General features: G+C 65.5%; 14 protein-coding genes. 5 read left to right on the top strand and 9 right to left on the bottom strand.

The genetic code is table 11. From position 1 onward, the window contains the following. The first annotated feature begins 7 nt into the window (after window positions 1–7). On the top strand, window positions 8–3,823 hold the full coding sequence (locus tag AC56LV_RS07000; protein WP_499556653.1) for a beta-galactosidase: 3,816 nt from the start codon (window positions 8–10) through the stop codon (window positions 3,821–3,823). A gap of 168 nt (window positions 3,824–3,991) precedes the next feature. Here the strand turns inward: AC56LV_RS07000 and AC56LV_RS06995 are convergent, their stop codons facing one another. From AC56LV_RS06995 to AC56LV_RS06970, 6 genes are read right to left on the bottom strand one after another with little or no spacing between them, the layout of a single operon-like run. Next, window positions 3,992–5,404, bottom strand: coding sequence for an FGGY-family carbohydrate kinase (locus tag AC56LV_RS06995; protein ID WP_499556652.1), 1,413 nt, complete (start codon window positions 5,402–5,404; stop codon window positions 3,992–3,994). A gap of 13 nt (window positions 5,405–5,417) precedes the next feature. Further along, window positions 5,418–6,470 (bottom strand): ABC transporter permease, encoded by a 1,053-nt coding sequence (locus tag AC56LV_RS06990; protein WP_499556651.1) that lies wholly within the window; start codon window positions 6,468–6,470, stop codon window positions 5,418–5,420. Further along, window positions 6,467–7,486, bottom strand: coding sequence for an ABC transporter permease (locus AC56LV_RS06985; protein ID WP_499556650.1), 1,020 nt, complete (start codon window positions 7,484–7,486; stop codon window positions 6,467–6,469). Before AC56LV_RS06985 ends, AC56LV_RS06990 begins: the two co-directional genes overlap by 4 nt. A gap of 8 nt (window positions 7,487–7,494) precedes the next feature. Further along, complete coding sequence (locus tag AC56LV_RS06980) at window positions 7,495–9,081, bottom strand: sugar ABC transporter ATP-binding protein (protein ID WP_499556649.1); 1,587 nt, start codon at window positions 9,079–9,081, stop codon at window positions 7,495–7,497. A 59-nt stretch (window positions 9,082–9,140) separates the two neighbouring features. Then, complete coding sequence (rhaS, locus tag AC56LV_RS06975) at window positions 9,141–10,160, bottom strand: rhamnose ABC transporter substrate-binding protein (protein WP_499556648.1); 1,020 nt, start codon at window positions 10,158–10,160, stop codon at window positions 9,141–9,143. Then, window positions 10,157–11,017, bottom strand: a complete 861-nt coding sequence (locus AC56LV_RS06970; RefSeq protein ID WP_499556647.1) for a DeoR/GlpR family DNA-binding transcription regulator — start codon at window positions 11,015–11,017, stop codon at window positions 10,157–10,159. The genes rhaS and AC56LV_RS06970 overlap by 4 nt, the downstream gene beginning before the upstream one ends. Before the next feature lie 376 nt (window positions 11,018–11,393). Here AC56LV_RS06970 and AC56LV_RS06965 point away from each other — a divergent pair, with 376 nt between their 5' ends. The 4 genes from AC56LV_RS06965 to AC56LV_RS06950 all read left to right on the top strand — a co-directional run bounded on the left by AC56LV_RS06965 (window position 11,394) and on the right by AC56LV_RS06950 (window position 16,678). Beyond that, a complete protein-coding gene (locus AC56LV_RS06965; RefSeq protein WP_499556646.1) occupies window positions 11,394–13,502 on the top strand; it encodes a bifunctional rhamnulose-1-phosphate aldolase/short-chain dehydrogenase in 2,109 nt (702 codons plus the stop codon). A gap of 98 nt (window positions 13,503–13,600) precedes the next feature. Continuing rightward, window positions 13,601–14,896 (top strand): L-rhamnose catabolism isomerase, encoded by a 1,296-nt coding sequence (gene rhaI, locus AC56LV_RS06960; protein WP_499556645.1) that lies wholly within the window; start codon window positions 13,601–13,603, stop codon window positions 14,894–14,896. A gap of 65 nt (window positions 14,897–14,961) precedes the next feature. After that, the gene (locus AC56LV_RS06955) at window positions 14,962–15,285 is read left to right on the top strand and encodes an L-rhamnose mutarotase (protein ID WP_499556644.1); all 324 of its coding nucleotides are present in this window, start codon (window positions 14,962–14,964) and stop codon (window positions 15,283–15,285) included. Window positions 15,286–15,499: 214 nt separating this feature from the next. Continuing rightward, window positions 15,500–16,678, top strand: coding sequence for a GGDEF domain-containing protein (locus AC56LV_RS06950; RefSeq protein WP_499556643.1), 1,179 nt, complete (start codon window positions 15,500–15,502; stop codon window positions 16,676–16,678). A 181-nt stretch (window positions 16,679–16,859) separates the two neighbouring features. On the opposite strand, the gene AC56LV_RS06945 is transcribed toward AC56LV_RS06950, so the two are convergent. From AC56LV_RS06945 to AC56LV_RS06935, 3 genes are all read right to left on the bottom strand, one after another. Then, entirely contained in the window at window positions 16,860–17,162 is a 303-nt protein-coding gene (locus tag AC56LV_RS06945; RefSeq protein ID WP_499556642.1) for a hypothetical protein, read from the bottom strand. A gap of 89 nt (window positions 17,163–17,251) precedes the next feature. After that, on the bottom strand, window positions 17,252–17,596 hold the full coding sequence (locus AC56LV_RS06940; protein ID WP_499556641.1) for a hypothetical protein: 345 nt from the start codon (window positions 17,594–17,596) through the stop codon (window positions 17,252–17,254). A 221-nt stretch (window positions 17,597–17,817) separates the two neighbouring features. Then, window positions 17,818–18,753, bottom strand: coding sequence for an alpha/beta hydrolase (locus AC56LV_RS06935; RefSeq protein ID WP_499556640.1), 936 nt, complete (start codon window positions 18,751–18,753; stop codon window positions 17,818–17,820). Window position 18,754 lies beyond the last annotated feature (1 nt).

Below are 18,754 nucleotides of genomic sequence, written 5' to 3'. Positions count from 1 at the left end.
GTGCCGTATGAAGTGGTTTTACACGGTGGACGAATATACGATGCGCGGCATGGCCGCAGTGGCCGCAGTGGCCGCATTGGCCACTGCGGGCGCCGCGGCGCAGGAACTGGGCATTCCCCAGGGTTCGGGGCTGGAGGCCGCGGCCCACGCCGCCAAGGCCAGGGAGACCGCGGGCCAGGTCACCCTGATGCCGGCGCTGAGCGCCGGTACCGCCAACGCCCTGAGCATTCTGGCGTCAAACGACGGCGTCGACTTCACGTCGCTGGCATCGGAAACCTGGACCCCGCCTGGCGGCGTGCTGCGCGACCCGGCGCTGGTGCGCCATACCGACGGCCGTTACTATCTGGCTTATGCGAACGGCGCCGGTGGCGTCGGCCTGGCGCGTTCAAGCAATTTGCGGCAGTGGGAATTCGTGCGCAACCTGCCCGCGGGCGGCGCGGCCAGGCCGGGCTGGGTGCGCGACCGTGACGGTCGGCTGCACCTGGTGCTGGCGTCGGACAGCGGCGCGCAGGTCGTCACGCCCGATGCGGCGTTCAGGGACTGGCCGGCGGCGCGGCCATTGGAGGGACTGGCCGGCCATGCCGGCGCCGTGGTGCTGGCCGATGGTGACGGCTATCTGGGGCTCGCGCGCGCGCCGCAGGGCGGCCAGCTCGTGCTGGCGCGGGCCCCGGCGCTGGCCGGGCCGTGGCGCGTCGAGGCGGCGCTGGCGGGCTTGGGCAAGGATGTGACGCCGTACGCCCTCGTGCGCCATGGGTCAGCACTGCGCCTGTATGGCAGCGACGCGCAGGCGCGTGCCTGGCATGCTGACAGCACTGACGGCGGGCGCACCTGGGGCGAACGGCGCTCTCTCAAAGGCACGGCGGCGATGGTAGCGGGGTTTGGGGCGATGCAGGATGAAGCCAGGCTGCTCTCGGCCGCCACCGCGCCCAAGGGGAAACCAAAGCAGGTGGCCTGGGACCAGTACTCGCTCAAGATCGACGGCAAGCGGGTGGTCGTGTGGTCGGGCGAGATCCACCCGTTTCGCCTGCCCAACCCGTCGCTGTGGCGCGACGTGATGCAGAAGATGAAGGCGCTGGGCTTTAATGGCGTGGCGTTTTATTTCGACTGGGGCTACCATTCGCCGGCGCCGGGCGTGTACGACTTCTCGGGTGTGCGCAACGTCGAGCGAGCGCTGGAAATCGCGAAGGAAGAGGGCATGTACATCATCGCGCGCACCGGCCCGTACATCAATTCCGAGCTGACGGGCGGTGGTTATCCGGGCTGGATGTTCCGCAACCGCGGCGAGGCGCGTACCGACGATCCGGTCTACCTGGCCGCAGTCGACGAGTGGATGACGCAGGTGAACGCGATCATCGCGCGCCACCAGGTGACCGACGGCGGCGGCACCGTGATCGCGTACCAGCTTGAAAATGAGCTGGGCAAAGTCGAGCCGAAGCACGTGCGCCAGATGGCGCACCTGGCGCAGAAGGCCCGCCAGGACGGCATCACGGTCCCGTTCTTCCACAATTCCGCCGGGCGCCTGCCAGACTGGACCCCGAAGAATTCGACGGCGCCCTGGGCCAACCCGGGCCCGACCGACCTGTATGCGTTTGACGGCTATCCGGGCGGCAGCTGCGACGTGCACGCCAACCCGGCGGGCGCCAACAAGGCCCCGGACTGGGGCATCTATGCCACGCCAGGCCCGCGCGCCGGCGCGCTGTCCTCGCCCGGTACGCCCGGCTTCGCGGCCGAACTGGGCGGCGGCTGGTTCGACTACTGGGGCTCGAACGGCACCTATGCCTGCACGGCCGAGCGCCAGGGCAAGGGCTACCAGCGGGTGTTCTACGGCACCAACCTGATCAACCGGATCACGATCCACAACGTCTACATGACCTTCGGCGGCACGTCCTGGGGCTGGCTGGCAGGGCCGGTCGTGTACACGTCGTACGACTATGGCGCTGCGATCTCGGAAGACCGCGGCCTGCGCGAGAAGGCCTACGCCCTCAAGCAGCAGGGCATGTTCGTCCAGGCCGCCGAAGCGGTGCTGGCCGAGATGGACAAGGGGCCACCACTGGCTGCCGAGGGCGGCAAGGTCAAGGTTTACCACAACATCAACCGGCGCCTGGGCACGCATATCGTGTTCGCGGCCCACAATCCCGCCGACGGCCAGGGCGAGGAGCGCTTCAGCGTCAGGCTGGCCACGCGCGACGGCGACTACACGATCGCCTCGAGCATCCGCGGCCAGGATGCGCGCATGCTGCTCGCGTCCTACGACATGGAGCGCCAGCGCCTGGTGTACTCGACGTCCGAACTGCAGACGCACCTGCGCGACGGCGCGCGCGATATCGCGCTGCTGCACGGGCGCGACGGCATGGTCGGCGAGACGGTGCTGCGCTACGCGAGCGCGCCGAAGGTCGAGGTCCTGGCAGGGACCGTGCAGTCGCGCTGGGATGCGGCCAAGGGTGACCTGGTGCTGAACTACGTGCACGACGGCCTGGCGCGGGTACGCGTCTCGGGTGGTGGCCGCGCGCCGCTGCTGCTCCTGCTGGCTGACGAAAAGACCAGCATGCGCTTCTGGACCCAGGACACCGGCGCCGGCCGCGCGTTGCAGCTCACGCCGGCGCTGGTGCGTTCGGCCACGCTGGCCGGCGGCAAACTGGCGCTGCGCGGCGATATCGACGCGGATGCGGGCATCGAGATCTGGGGGCCGGCATTCGAGAGCGCCAGCTTCAATGGCCAGGATCTGGCGTTCACGCGCCAGCCCGATGGCAGCGTGCGCGCTGCGGGCCTGAAGGGGCCGGACGCGGTGCGCCTGCCGGACCTGGCCCGCACGGCCTGGACCCGGCGCATGGACAGCGTGGAAGCGGCGCCCCGGTTTGACGACAGCGCCTGGGTGCAAGCCGACCGCCGGCCATCGGCGGCGCAGACCTGGACCATGCCCGAACGGGGCCAGCCGACACTGGCGATGAGCGACTACGGCTTCCACCACGGCGATGTGTGGTACCGCGGCCGCTTCACAACGAGCGATCCGAAGGCCAACCAGCTCGAACTGTTCTATGGCGCGGGCGGCGCCGGCATGATCCAGGTATGGGTCGACGGCCGCTTCGCCGGCCAGCACGAACTGGACGTGGGCCGCGCCTTCCCGGAAACCACGGACAGCGTCAAGCTGTCCCTGGGCGACTTGAGGCCGGGTGAGCACGTGGTTGCGGTCATGGTGCGCAACAACGCCCATAACTGGAACCTGATGGCGGACGACTTCCACCGCGAGGCGCGCGGGCTGATTTCGGCTTCGCTGACAAGCCGCGGCGGCCAGCGCTTCGGGACCCCAATCGCCTGGCGCATCCAGGGCCGGCAGGGCGGTGAGGCGCTGGTCGACCGCGTACGCGGCCCGATGAACAACGGCGGCCTGTACGGCGAACGCAGCGGCTGGCATCTGCCATCCGCGCCATCGCAGGGCTGGACCAGCGCCCGCCCGACCGCACCGCCGCCGGCTGCCGGCACCTACTGGCTGCGCACGCAATTCAAGCTCGACCTCCCGCGCAACCACGACATCCAGCTCGGCCTGGCCTTCGGCGACACGACAACCCCCCGCTCCGAGCGCGAAAACCGCGCGCTGATCTTCGTCAACGGCTGGAACATGGGCCAGTTCATCGCCCACACCGGCCCCCAGCGCACCTTCGTGATCCCGCCCGGCATCCTGAACCCGAACGGCGACAACACGATCGCACTCGCCGTCACGACGAACGGCCGCCCCGAAAACGCCCTCGAACCCGTGCAGCTGATCAACCTGCGCACCACCCGCGGCGGCGTCCCCCTCGAACTGATGCAAGGACCCAACCAATAATACAATGAGGGTCAGCGTCAGATTGTTTGCCAACTTCTGTAAATCAATTGGCCAATAATTCGACTCTGACCCTAATTGTTGCTGGCGTGAGTAGTTGAACAATCAGGGTCGGAGTCAGATTGTTTGCCAACTTCTGTAAATCAATTGGCAAATAAATCGACTCTGACCCTAATTGCAGGTCGTGGCGAGTTGCGCTGCGGGCGCGTGAAGGGTGAGTGCGTTGCGCCAGGTGGTGCGGTAGGCGGAGAGGCCCTCGATCGTACTTGGCGGTGTGGGGTGGTGCTGGCCGGGTGGGGTGGCGGCGCGGTAGCGCAGTAGCCAGCCGCCGCAGGTGGTGCCGCTGGCGTCGTCGGAGTAGCTGACCGCTTGCTGCGGGCGCAGGCTGGCCAGCAGGGGGCCGAACCAGGGGTTGGCGGTGAAGCTGCCTTCGACGGTGATCGGGCCGCGCGCGCCGAGCGCGTCGAGGCAGTAGTCGGTCATCAGGACGCAGTACAGCGTCGCCAGCGCGAAGCGTTCGCCGGCGTCGATGGGCGCGGGGCCGTCGATGCGGCCTGCCTTGCCGGCGAAGGGACCGCCGCCATCGGCGAAGCACGGGATGGCCATCGTGCCGCGGGCGACCATCTGTTCGAGCTGTTCGAAGGAGCAGGTGGCTGGCTGGTCGCCTGCCAGGGCGCCGAATTCGCGGCCGCCCATGAAGCGCATGCAGGCCACCGGCTGGCCGTGGGCGCTGGTGTTGGCCAGCATGTCGGCGTCTTCGCGCAGGCCGGCCAGGTCGGCGCCGAAAGCGGCGGCGATCAGCCAGGTGCCGGTCGAGAGCACCGTGCGCGGCGTGGTGGCGCTGTCGCCGCCGAGGTAGCGCATCAGCGACGCGTTGCTGTCGTGGATGCCGCACAGGACTTCGCAGTCGGCAGGCAATCCCGTGGCCTGGGCCACGTCCGGGCGCAGCAGGCCGAGCGTGGCCCAGGGTGGCGCCAGCGGGGGCAGTCGGGCTTCCCAGCCCATGCGCGCGACCAGTGGTGAGTAATCCTGGCGCACCGGGTCCCACAGGTCGGTGTGGCAGCCGAGCGAGGTGGCCTCGCCGGCAGCCACGCCGCACAGGCGCCAGGCCCAGTACTGCGGGTACATCAGGATATGGCGTGCGCGCGCGAACGCGTCGGGATGCTCCTGCTGAAGCCAGGCGAGCTGGCGGCCCAGGTTCAGGCCGGCCGGCAGCAGCGGCGAACAGGTCTGCGCATAGGCCGGGCGCAGCGCCGCGTAGTCCAGGCCCGGCAGCGCCGCTTCGTAGTCGAGTACCGGCAGCACCAGGCCGTCGTCGTTGACCAGGGCCGCGGTGGCGCCATGGGTCACCGGGACGATGGCCGAGATGCGGGCGCGGCCCGCGAACGCGCGGCAGGTCGCCAGCATCCAGGTCCAGATGCCCTCGGTGTCATGGTGCGGATAAGGGCCGTCGTGCAGGATCGCGTTGGGCCGGCGCTGTTCGGCGACGAGCCGACCATCGGCGTCGACCAGGGCCAGCTTGACATTGGTCTTGCCGATATCGAGAACGATCAGGGCGTCGCCCGGGATTGCATGCATGTGCATCCGTTCTTTCTTGCTAGTGGCGGGTTGACTTGCCGCGCATCAGGCGCGACAGCGAGATCGTGGCCAGCAGCAGTACGCCCACCACGATCGTCATGTAGATGCCGGGCACGTTGGCCAGCGCCAGGCCGTAGGTCACCGCGCCCATCGTCAGCACCGCCAGCAGCACGCCGCCAATGGTGCCGGCGCCGCCGGCGATGCTCACGCCGCCCAGGATCACCATCGTGATGATTTCCAGTTCCCAGCCGGTGGCGATATTCGGCCGCGTGCTGCCGATGCGGCCCGTCAGCAAAAAGGCCGCCAGGCCCGCCATGGCGCCGGTGAACATGAACAGACCAAGGCGGTAGCGGTCGACCGCGATGCCCGAGAAACGCGCGGCGTCCGGATTGTTCCCGATGGCGAAGATGCGCCGGCCGGGTGTCGTGGCGTGCAACACCACCGCGAACAGCAGGGCAAAGCCGAGCAGGATCACGAATGCGCGCGGCACCACGCCGAAGAAGGTGCCCTGGCCCCAGTCGGCCATCAGCTGCGGGTAGTTGGTGAAGGCCTGGTCGCCCAGTGCGACGCTGGCCAGGCCCCGGTACAGCGCGATGGTGCCGATGGTGACGACGATCGAGGGCAGCATGAAGCGCGTGACCAGGAAGCCATTGAGCCAGCCGCAGACCAGGCCCGTGCCGACGGCCACGAACACCAGGGCCTCGGGCGGTGCGCCGGCCTGGTGCGCCATGCCCATCGCGACCGACGACAGGGCCAGCGTGCCGGCGACCGAGATGTCGATCTCGCGGCAGATGATCAACAGCGCCATCGGCAATGCGATCAGGGCCTTCTCGCTGAAGTTGACGGTCCCGTCGAGCAGGTTGTACGGGTCGAGGAAATGCTCGAGCGAGACGCCGCCGATGACGAACACCGCCAGCAGCAAGAGCGCAAGAAGCGTCTCCCAGCGCGCCAGCACGTGGCGCAGGGACGGCTTCTGGCGGTCCAGGATCGTATAGCGGGACGTGGTCACGGGCCTGGCGCCTGACGTAATTGGTGGTGGGACATCGACCGGGACGATGGTTCGCGCATTCATGCGGCGCTCCTTGCGGCAGGAAGTTGGGACTGGTGCAGCGGCAGGATCTGGCGGCTGCGCTTGCGGTTGCCGCGGGCGTTGAGCAGGACGGCGACCAGGATCACGGTGCCGGTCAGTGCGCTTTGCCAGAACGGCGAGACCTGCAGCACCGGCAGTGCGTTGCCGATCACCGACAGGAACAGCGCACCGAGCAGGGTGCCGAGCACCGAGCCGACACCGCCGGCGATGCTGGCCCCGCCGATGACGCAGGCAGCGATCACGGTGAACTCGAAACCGTAGGCGATCTCGGTATAGGCCACGGCGTAGCGCGCCACCCACAGGTAGCCGCACAGCCCCGCGACGGTGCCCGACAGGCCGTAGGTCCACAGCAGCCGGCGCGCGGTCGGAATGCCGATATAGGCGGCGCATTGCGGTGCGTTGCCGATCGCGTACAGGTCGCGCCCGAAGCGCGTGGAGCGCGCCACGAAGGCCATCGCCAGCACGGTGCCCAGCGCGATCCACACCAGGTGCGGCAGGCCGAGAAGGCGCTGCAGCGGGAAAGCGACGAAGTTCGCGGGCATCTGGTGCGCCGAGACCCAGGCGCCGCCCGAAATCACGAACACCAGCCCGCGATACACGCTCATGGTGCCGAGCGTAACGACGATCGGCGGCAGCGCCAGGTAGCCGACCAGATAGCCGTTGACCAGGCCGAGGGCCAGGCCGGTGGCGGCCGCCGCCAGCATCACGATGGCCAGCGGCAGGCCGGGATTGGCGGCGGCGAGCATCGCCGCGACCATGCCCGCCAGCGCCAGCGTCGAGGCCACCGACAGGTCGATGCCGCGCGTGACGATCACCAGCATCTGCGTCAGCGCCAGCATCACGAGCAGGGTGCTGTCGGTGAGCAGGTTGGACAGCGAACCGACGCTCAGGAACACGGGGGAGCGCAGGCCGACCAGCAGCACCAGCGCGACCACCATCAGGGCCAGCAGCGCCTCGCGCTGCCGGAACAGGTCCGGGATGCTCATATGCTTGCTCATGTGCGTGCTCATGCTGCCGCCTCCAATCCTAGGTCTACCCCGGACGCCGCCGCGACCACGGTTTCAGGCGTGGCCTCGGCGCGCGTGAATTCGCGCACCACGCGGCCCTGGCGCATCACGACCACCCGGTCGGCCAGTCCAAGCACTTCGGGCAGTTCGGACGAGACCAGGATCACGGACAGGCCGCGCTCGACCAGTTCGCTCACGAAGCGGTGCACGGCGGCCTTGGAGCCGATGTCGATGCCCTTGGTCGGCTCGTCGAGGATGATGACCTTGGGGGCGGTGGCCAGCCATTTGCCGAGCACCACCTTCTGCTGGTTGCCGCCCGAGAGTTCGGCGACGTGCTGGGTCAGGAAGGCGGCCTTCAGTTCGAGCTGTTCGGCAAAGCGCCGGGCCAGCGCCGCCTCGGCGCGGGCGCGCGGGAAGAAGCCGAATGTCGACAGGATCGGCAGGGTGATGTTATGCATGATCGGCAGCGTCAGATGCGCGCCATGGTGCTGGCGGTCTTCCGGCACATAGGCCAGGCCGCTCGCAATCGCTTCGCCGGGCGTGCGAAACACGGCCGGCTTGCCCTCGAGGCGCACGGCGCCGCTCACCTGCGTGGTCAAGCCGAACAGCGCCTGCATCACTTCCGAGCGGCCGGCGCCCACCAGGCCATAAAAGCCCAGGATCTCGCCCTTGCGCAAGGTGAAGCTCACGTCGCGAAATTCGGTCGGATGGCACAGGCCTTCCACTTCCAGCAGCGGCGCGCCGAGCGCCACGTCGGCTTTCGGATACGCCTGGTGCACGGCGCGGCCCACCATCAGCGCCACCAGTTCGGGTTCGCTGATGTCGGCAAGGCGCCCTTCGGCGACGAACTGGCCGTCGCGCAGCACCGTGTAGCAGTCGGCCACTTCGAAGATCTCGTCGAACTTGTGCGAGATGAAGATGACGGCGGTGCCGCTGGCGCGCAGCTGCCCGATGATGCGGTACAGCTCGCGAATTTCGCGCTGCGACAGCGCGGCAGTCGGCTCGTCCATGATCACCACGCGTGCATCCTGTGACAGCGCGCGCGCGATCTCGACGAAGTGGCGCTGGGCCACCGACAGGTCGCGCACGCGGGCGCGCACCGGCAGCGCCACTTCCAGGCGGGCGAACAGCTGCTCGGCTGCGGCCTCGATGCCAGCCCAGTCGATGCGCCCGCTGACGCCGCGCGTCGGATGGCGGCCGACATAGATGTTCTCGGCGACGGTCAGTTCGTCGAACATCACGGTTTCCTGGTGCACGGCGGTGATCCCGGCGGCCATCGCTTCCTGCGGGCTGCCGAAGGCCACGGCCTTCCCGTCGAGCAGGATGGCGCCTTCGTCGGGCCGGTGGATGCCGGTCAGCGTCTTGACCAGGGTCGACTTGCCGGCTCCGTTCTCGCCGATCAGGGCCATGACTTCGCCGGGGCGGATGGACAGGCGCACGCCATTGAGCGCGCACACGCCGTTGAAGCGCTTGGTGATGCCGGTCAGCTGCAAAACTGGCGTGAGGGACGCGCCAGGGCGAGCTGCTGCATCGTGTGCGCCGTCAGTCGGGCGCAGGGGAGGGCTTGTCAGTTGGGTCACTGGCATTCGGTGTCGCAAAACAGATGAGGGGCGCCGCGCGATATGCGCGCGGCGGGCGGGCCGGGTCAGAACAGCTTGGCGAACTTGTCGACGTTGCCGGCGTTGTACGTGAGCGGCGCACCGAGGTCGGCTTCGCCGTTGGCGTCCAGCGTTACGGCGCCGAGACGGCCGACTGAAACGCTGGCACCTGCGCCGGACGTGGCCTTGCCAGTCACGAACTGGTGCGCCGCATACGTGGCGGCATATCCGAGGTCGATCGGATTCCAGATCGCGAACTCGCGCACCGCACCGCTCTTGACGTGGCCGGCCATCTCGGACGGCAGGCCGAGGCCCGTGACGAATACCTTGCCGACCAGGCCTTCATCAGCGACGGCCTTGCTGGCCGCGACGATGCCGACGGTGGTCGGGGCGATGATCGCCTTCAGGTTCGGGTGACTGCGCAGCAGGCCGATGGCTTCGCGGTAGCTCTTGTCCGACTGGTCGTCGCCATACACGGTGGCCACGAGCTTCAGGCCGGCGTACTCGGGCTTCTCAAGCGTTTTCTTCATCACGCCGATCCAGAGGTTCTGGTTGGTCGCCTGTGCCGACGCCGACAGGATCGCGAGCTCGCCCTTGCCTTGCAGTTCGGCCGAGGCCATTTCGATCTGCTTCTCGCCGATCAGCTGCGCGTTGGATGGATTCAGCTGCATCTGGCGCCCGCCCGGGGCCACCGCGCTGTCGAACGAGATCACCTTGATCCCGCGCTGCATCGCCTTTTTGGTGATCGGCATCAGGGCGTTGGGGTCGTTGGCCGAGATCACGATCGCGTCGACCTTCTGGCTGATCAGGGAATTGATGATCTCGATCTGGCCTTCGGCGCTGGGCGTCGTCGGGCCGGTGTAGATGATTTCGACGCCACCGATTTCGGTGGCGGCATCCTTCGCGCCCTGGTGGGCGGCGTCGAAGAAGCCATTGCCGAGACTTTTCACGACCATCGCGATGCGGGTCTTTTCAGGCTGCTGGTCGGTCTTCTTGTCGGCGCAGCCGGCCAGGCCGGCAAACACGCCGACCGCTGCTGCGGCGAGCAGGAGCTGTTTGATCTTCAATGGGAAATCTCCATCAGGGCGGCGGACTGCATGTCGTATTGGGGATTGAAGCGCGAGGCGCGCAGCGCCAGCGCTTCGCCGTCGGGTTCGACCGTGACCACCTTCACGCCATACTGCTCGAGCAGCTGCACGGCCTTGTCGGACGCGTCGGTATCGGTGATGACGGTGGACACGCGGTCCAGTCCGCACAGGATCAGGCCGGCCTTGCGCGCGAACTTCGAGCTGTCGGCCAGTACGATCAGTTCCTCGGTCTGGCTGATCAGGCGCTTCTCGGCCTGGATCAGCATCGGGTCGGCTTCCATCAGGCCCAGCAGCGACAGGCCATACACGCTCATGAACATCTTGCCGGCATAGTGGTGCTGGGTGATGTCATTGTCGAACGGCGACAGGATGACGTTCTGTTCGCGGTACACGCGTCCGCCCGGGACGATGATCTCGTTCTCACTCGACACCAGCAGGCGCTCGGCCATCAGGAACGAGTTGGTGAGGATCTTGAGCTGCTTATCGGTGAGGAACTCGGCCATCATGAAGGTGGTGGTGCCACCGTTGATGATGATCGTCTCGCCGTCGGTGCACATGCCGGCCGCATGGCGGGCGATGGCGCGCTTGCGTGATGCGAAGCACTGGATATTGTTCTGGAACGTTTCGCTCGTGAGCGGGAACTGGCGTGTCCTGGGCAGCAGGTTCTCGGCCCCGCCACGACTGCGCGTGAGCAGGTTGCGGCCAGCCAGCCAGCTGATATCGCGCCGGACCGTTGCCGGGGACGCATTGAGCCATTCAACAAGCTGCTGGACCGTTACCGTCTGATGCTCGGCAAGCAGTTTCAGCAAACGCTTGCGGCGTTTGTGATTCACCATTTTGTCTCCTCCTTATGCCGTCTGTATTTTTGTGCGGCGTGGAACCCGTCGTTCGGGCCTCTTTTTCAGCCCAAATCGCGGTTTGTTGGAAAAGAGTAATTTCAAGATGCAATAAGGTCAATCATCCAATGATCAATTGATTGATTATTTGCGCACGTTGCGCTGCACAAACGCGCAATCCAATCACGTTCGTGAGTGATTCGCACTTGCTCAGCAAGTTGATTGCTTCGTCGTTGACACCCCGGTGGCCACTGATTTCTACTGTCTGCCGACGCCGTATTGCGCAAGGCAGGCCGGCCGCAGTACTGGAATGCAGGACATGGAAGAGACGCATCGATCATCGGTCGATGACAAAACAATCAACTAGGAGAAATTGATGGGCGCTTTGAGCGAAATGAACCAGCGTGAACCGATCACCTCGCGCTGGGATGCCAGCGTCGCTGCCACGCTGAGCGAGCCGGAACTGCTGCTGTACCGGTCCAACCTGCTGGGTTCCGACCTGCGGATTACCAATTTTGGCGGCGGCAACACGTCGGCCAAGATCGACATGGTCGACCCGCTGTCGGGCGAGCAGGTCGAGGTGCTGTGGGTGAAGGGCTCGGGCGGCGATCTGGGCAGCATCAAGCTCGACGGCTTCTCGACGCTCTACATGAGCAAGCTGCACGCGCTCAAGAACCGTTATCGGGGTCTCGAGAACGAAGACGAAATGGTCGCCTACCTGCCGCACTGCACGTTCAACCTGAACCCGCGCGCAGCCAGCATCGACACCCCGCTGCACGCTTACATCGCGCACCGCCACGTCGACCACATGCACCCGGACGCGTGCATTGCCATCGCCGCCTGCAAGAACAGCAAGGAGCTGACCGCAAAAATCTTCGAAGGCGAACTGGGCTGGCTGCCATGGCAGCGCCCGGGTTACGACCTGGGCCTGAAGCTCGAGGCCGTGTCGCAGGCAAACCCGCAGTTGAAGGGCCTGATCCTGGAAGGCCACGGCCTGTTCACCTGGGGCGACACTTCCGAATCGTGCTACGAAACGACCCTGGCGGTCATCAAGCGCGCCGAGGATTGGCTGGCGGCGAATATCCAGCAGCCGGTGTTCGGCGGCCAGGCCAAGCAGGTCTTGCCGCCAGCCGAGCGCGCCGCACTGGCCGCCCGCCTGATGCCGCTCCTGCGCGGCAAGATCAGCAAGGACGAATTCAAGCTGGGCCATTTCGACGACAGCGACGCGGTGCTCGAATTTGTCACCAGTGCCGACCTGGCGCCGCTTGCGGCCCTGGGCACCTCGTGTCCCGATCACTTCCTGCGTACCAAGATCCGCCCGCTGGTGCTGGACTTCGATCCGGCCGCGCCCGACTTCGACCGCCTGGCCGCGAGCCTGGACCAGGCGCTGGTCGACTACCGCGCCGACTACACCGCCTACTACGAGCGCTGCAAGCGCAGCACCAGCCCGAAGGTCCGTGACGCCAACCCGATCATCTACCTGATCCCGGGCGTGGGCATGCTGGCCTTCGCCAAGGACAAGGCCACCGCGCGCATCGCCGGCGAATTCTATGTCAACGCGATCAACGTGATGCGCGGCGCGAATGGCGTCGACACCTACGTCGGCCTGCCGGAGCAGGAAGCGTTCGACATCGAGTACTGGCTGCTCGAGGAAGCCAAGCTGCAGCGCATGCCCAAGCCGAAAAGCCTGGCCGGGCGCATCGCTTTGGTCACGGGCGGCGCCGGGGGCATCGGCCAGGCAGTCGCCCGCCAACTGCTGCAGGAAGGCGCGTGCGTAATGCTGACCGATATCGATCCGGAGGCGCTCGAACAGGCGGGGCGCGACCTGGTCAAGGTCGGCGGCAAGGACAGCGTCGGCATCGTGCGCGCCAACATCACGAGCGAAGACGACGTGGCCGGCATCCTCGAAGCAGCGTCGCTGCGGTTCGGCGGCATCGACCTCCTGGTCTCGAACGCCGGCATCGCCTCGGCCGCGCCACTGGACGAAACGACGCTCGAGATCTGGAAGCGCAACCAGGACATCCTCGTCACCGGTTACTTCCTGGCCAGCCGCGCCGCCTTCCGCATCATGAAGCAGCAGGGCCTGGGCGGCAGCATGATCTTCGTCGGCAGCAAGAACGGCCTGGTGGCGTCGGCCGGCGCCTCGGCCTATTGCACCGCCAAGGCCGCCGAGCTGCACCTGGCGCGCTGCGTGGCGCTGGAAGGCGCCGAATACGGCATCCGCGTTAACGTGGTCAATCCGGACGCCGTGATCCGCGGCTCGCGCATCTGGGACGGCAAGTGGAAGGAAGAACGCGCCGCCTCCAACAAGATCGAGGCCGACGATGTCGAGGAGTTCTACCGCAAGCGCAGCATGCTGAAACTGGCCGTGCTGCCGGAGGATATCGCGGAAGCCGTCTACTTCTTCGCCAGCGACAAATCGGGCAAGAGCACCGGCAACATCCTGAACGTCGACGCCGGAAACGCCGCCGCCTTCACCCGATAAGTTAAGATAGATAAAATCACAACATGCCGGGATGCGGCCCTTGGCGGGCACATCACCGGCAATCGGCGGGTACGCCCGCCGGCCTCAAGGAGACAAGTATGACGAGCGTAATCGACGCCGGCCTGGTCGCGGACCAGAACGCGAAGCACCACGCACAACTGCAGGCCGACTATGACGCTTTGGGCGGCATGCTTTCGCGCCGCGGCGTGGACATCGAACAACTGACGGCGCTGGCGCAGACCTTCGCCGTGGCGGTGCCCAGCTGGGGCGCCGGCACCGGCGGCACGCGCTTTGCCCGCTTCCCGGGCCGGGGCGAGCCACGCAATGTGTTCGAAAAGCTCGAAGACTGCGCCGTGATCCACCAGCTGACCCGCGCCACGCCGAGCGTGTCGCCGCACTTCCCATGGGACAAGCCGACCGACACCGCCGAACTGCGCGAGACGGCGCGCGCGCTGGGCCTCGTGTTCGACGCGGTCAATTCCAACACCTTCCAGGATCAGCAGGGCCAGGACCAGACCTATAAATTCGGCAGCCTGACGTCCAACAGCGCCGCCGTGCGCGCCCAGGCCATCGCCCACAATATCGACTGCATCGAGGTCGGCCAGGCGATCGGCTCGAAGGCGCTGACGGTCTGGGTCGGCGACGGCGCCAACTTCCCGGGCCAGCACAATCTGCGCGGCGCGCTCGAGCGCTACCTGGACAGCATGCGCGAGATCTACGCCGCGCTGCCGTCGGACTGGAACGTCTTCATCGAGCACAAGCTGTTCGAGCCGGCGTTCTACGCAACCACCATCGCCGACTGGGGTACGAGCTTCGCCTGCGCCACCGAGCTGGGGCCGAAGGCCAAGTGTCTGGTCGACCTGGGCCACCACGCGCCGAACACGAACATCGAGATGATCGTGGCGCGCCTGGCGCAATTCGGCAAGCTGGGGGGCTTTCACTTCAATGACAGCAAGTACGGCGACGACGACCTCGATTCCGGTTCGATCAACCCGTTCCAGCTGTTCCTGGTATTTAACGAGCTGGCCGACGCCGCCAAACGCGGAGGCGACGCCTTCAATCCGGCCTATATGCTGGACCAGTCGCACAATGTGACCGATCCGATCGAAAGCCTGATGAGCAGCGCCGTCGAAGTCCAGCGCGCCTTCGTGCAGTCGGCCCTGGTCGACCGCGCCGCACTGGCCGGCCTGCAGGAGCAGAACGATGTACTCGAAGCGGCGCAGACGCTCAAGCGCGCCTTCCGCACCGACGTCAGCCCGATCCTGGCGATGGCGCGCGTGCGCCTGGGCGCCGCCGCCGACCCGGTAGCGTGCTACCGCGCCAGCGGCTACCGCGACCGCGTCGCGGGCCTGCGGCCCGTCAAGCCGGGCGCCAGCAGCAGCGGCATCGTCTGATCCACCCATCGGCGCCTGCGGGCGCCGATCTTCTTTACGACTAACCAGCAGGAGCAGCAAGACCCATGAGCAGCCACGCCACGCGCGCCTTCCGCATGAAACTCAAGGCCGGCAACGAAGCCGAATACCGCCGCCGGCACGATGAGATCTGGCCCGAGCTGGCCGAACTGCTGGGCGGCGCCGGCATCCACGACTATGCGATCTTCCTCGACGAGGCGACGCTCGACCTGTTCGCCGTGATGAAGCTGCACCCGGGCCACGACCTGGGCCCGCTGCCACAGCATCCGGTGATGCGCAAATGGTGGGACTACATGGCCGACCTGATGGAAGTCGAGCCGGGCAACCGGCCGAAGGAATGGCCGCTGACCCAGGTGTTTCATCTGGCGTGAGTGTCTGGAACATCCGTCGGGATGTCACGCCATCGACGGCGTCAGGCATCTTGATGGAACCGGCTGCTTACGAACCGAAGCTGGCGTTCACGACTGCTCGCGAGATTTCCTGAGGGAACTTGCTTTACTTGCAAGAAATATTCGGCTACATTATCGAAATTCAACAAAGCGACAGTCAACATGACGTTCCGTCTGCTCATTCCGGACACCTGTCATGTCCTTTGATATCGCTTCAATACTGGTTGCCATGACGCTCACCATGGTGACCATGGCGTTAGCGCTGTTTGCCGTCATGGACGGGGCCGACAGGGCGGCCAGGCTCGCGCAAGTCAGCGCAGGCTTACAAGCTTGCGGATGGTCGCTATTGCTTGCATCAGGTGCAGTTGCGCCGTACAGCATTCCCGACATCATATTGTCGACCCTGTCGATGGCATGCATTTCCGGCAGCTTCGCCTGTAGCGCGGCCGCGTTCGAACTGTGGGCTGGTCGCAAGGCCATCGACAAAACCCCTGCGGTTCTGGCGATATTTTTGACAGTCGGCTACGCAGCGGGTTTTGCCAACTATGCTTTCCGCGTAGGTTGGGCCAACGGGCTGCTCGCCTTTCAGATGGCATTCATCGTTGTCACCCTGCTGAAAAAGCCGCATGCCACCAGTGCGCGCTGGCGCTGGCTCCCAATCGTTGGACTCACTATCCAGGGCTTGGTCACCGCTTGCCGCGCAGTGCTCGGGGCGTTTTATCCTGCTGATTTTCCTGCTTTTCTCACACCGCATCCAATCAACGTGGCTTTCGCGTTCGCGGGCAACTGCACGGTCGTGTTGCTCATGATCGGCATGCTGCTGGCATATCGCGAGCAGGCAGCCCAGGCACTCGAGCGGCTGGCGACGACGGATGGTTTAACTGGTGTTCTCAACAGGCGAGCATGGCTTGCATTGGCAAACGCAAAGCTTGCAAGTAGCAATGTCGACGATCGTCCACTCAGTGTTTTGATCATGGATATTGACCACTTCAAGCAAATCAACGACACGCGTGGGCATGATGCCGGCGACCGCGCGCTGCAGTTGTTTGCCAAACTGATGCAGGAGGCCTGCCTTTCCGGTGACCTGATCTGCCGGTACGGAGGAGAAGAGTTCTGTGTGCTGATGGCAGGCGAGCAAAATGGCGTGACGAACTTCGATCAACGACTGCGCGCTCGTCTGGCTGATACGGTGTTTGAGGCACTCGGGCATCAGATGACGTACAGCGCCGGCCTGGTAACGCGAAGTTCGTCCGACAAGCAGATTTCGGAGTTGCTTTTACGTGCTGACCAGGCCCTCTACCGTGCCAAAACTTCCGGAAGAAATCGCACAATCGACGCTGTGGATTTGCGTTGTTTGACTGAAGTGGCGGCTTAGACAGCAGTCACGCAGCGCCCCATCGCGATCCGCACGCTGCGGAAACGAGATTTTTTGACGGTTGACTCAAGGTCTTGATGCGCTTGCAAAGAAACGCATGCATTGCACTACTTTTGCAGAGCTGGCCGAAGTCGGTCGTTCATGTCAGTCTGGCGGATTGACCCCAGGCGGACGATGGACTTCACGCATCGTCAAGATCGGAAGCCCAGGCAGGATATGCATCCCAAGTCGCGTAGTGACACACGAATTCAGCCTTTGTCTCTCTAGAGCTTCGCTTCGAGGCAATCACCTCCAGCAACTCAGTTACAAGTTCAGCTTCGAGAAAATAGACAAACCCTTCTTCCTTGTCGTGCCGCACGACCGTGTCGTCCTCTCCAAACTGGACGATCTTCGCCTTATTGCTCAGGTGGAATGGTTCGCGCGTGTAGATCACGGAGTTCTCCGGCATCTGTCCGACAAGAAAAATCGCATCGAGAAGCTGCATATGACCTCTGGAGGGAGTACCGAGCCGCATCGTGAACGTTTCAAAATGTGCTCGAAAACCGTATCCGCCGATGCATGTGGTGCGGCTACTCAGGGTGTTTGAGGAGCCGCGCCGTGTTTGTGAAGAGAGATCTCGCGACACTGCACTTCATACGCCCTGGCCTCGGATACAAGAGGTGAAAAGTCATGCCACTCTACAACCAGATCGAGACCAGTCGAGTTCATGGACAGCGAAAGAACTTCTCCTTCTTCTTTTTCCATCCTGAGCGAATCGGTCAACACCCCATCGCGGTCAATGCGCGTAACGTCGTGAAGCTCGATCCGGACTGCGCTTTTCACAGACTCCACGGTGGCATCATCAACAACAATGGTGATTGTCCGATCAAATGAATGGATATTGCGGATGGTTGCTTCATGAAACGAAATTTCGGACACGTTTTTTAGCGTTACCTGATGAAACGACGCAAGCGGGCAGAGTCGTAAGCGAGCAGGGTAACACGAGCGGTCAGGGTCAAGAGAGCAGGATCATGTCTGTCATTCAGAAACCAGCTCAGCAAAAAAAAGGCGATTGATCAATACCTCAGTGAACGCACCACGGAAGTGTCCGAGTTTAAATGTCAAACCTCCCCGTCACCTGGCTTGACGGGCAGCGCCAGTCAGCCGCCGCGATCGAGCAACCCGCGCGCACGCAGCCATTCCTCGGCCCGGCGCGGCCACAGCGACGCGGTGCCCAGTCCATCGCGCATGCCCATGCCGTGCGAACCCTGCTCGAACAGCAGCATCTCGGCGGGCACCTTGGCGCGCGTGAGCGCCTGGTAGAACAGGATGCTGTTCTCGACCGGCACCGCCTGGTCGGCCTGGGTGTGGATCAGCAGGGTGGGCGGCGTGCGCGCGGTCACCTGGCGTTCGAGCGACATCAGCTCAATGTCGGCCGGGCTGCGCGTGGCGCCCAGCAGCGCCTTGCGCGAACCCGCGTGCACGGCGGGGCCTTCCATCGTGATCACCGGGTACATCAGTATCAAAAAGTCGGGCCGCGCGCTGACGCGGTCGAGCACCGCGCCGGTGCGGCCCAACGGATGGTCGAACAGCGTGCCAGCGCTCGCGGCCAGGTGGCCGCCAGCCGAACTGCCCATCACCCCGATCCGGTCCGGCCGCACCCCGAAGCGCGCCGCCTCCGAGCGCACCAGGCGCACGGCGCGCAGTACGTCCTGCAGCGGCGCCGGGTGGCCGAAGTCGCGCATGCGGTACTTGAGCACAAAGGCGGTGATGCCGAGCGTGGTGAGCCAGCGCGCGGTCTGCTCGCCTTCACGGTCAATCGACAAGCGCTCGTAGCCGCCGCCGGGGCAGACGATCACGGCCGTACCGTTCGGGCGGTCGACCGCCGGCAGGTAGACCGTGAGGTCCGGATCGATTACCTGGCTGACACGGCCGCTCTCCGTCTTTTCGGGCCCGAGGCCGGCGCGCATGCCCGGAACGCCCTCGGGCCACAGGGGCAGCACGGTGGGCGCGGCCGCGCGGCCATGCAGCGGGATGGCGGCCGCCAGTATGCCGGCGCCAATCGCGTGCAGCGTGGTTCTTCTGGATGCAAGCATC

It is taken from the genome of Telluria sp. RB2R28 (genome assembly GCF_059685835.1).
This window is presented reverse-complemented; position numbering and strand designations above follow the sequence as displayed.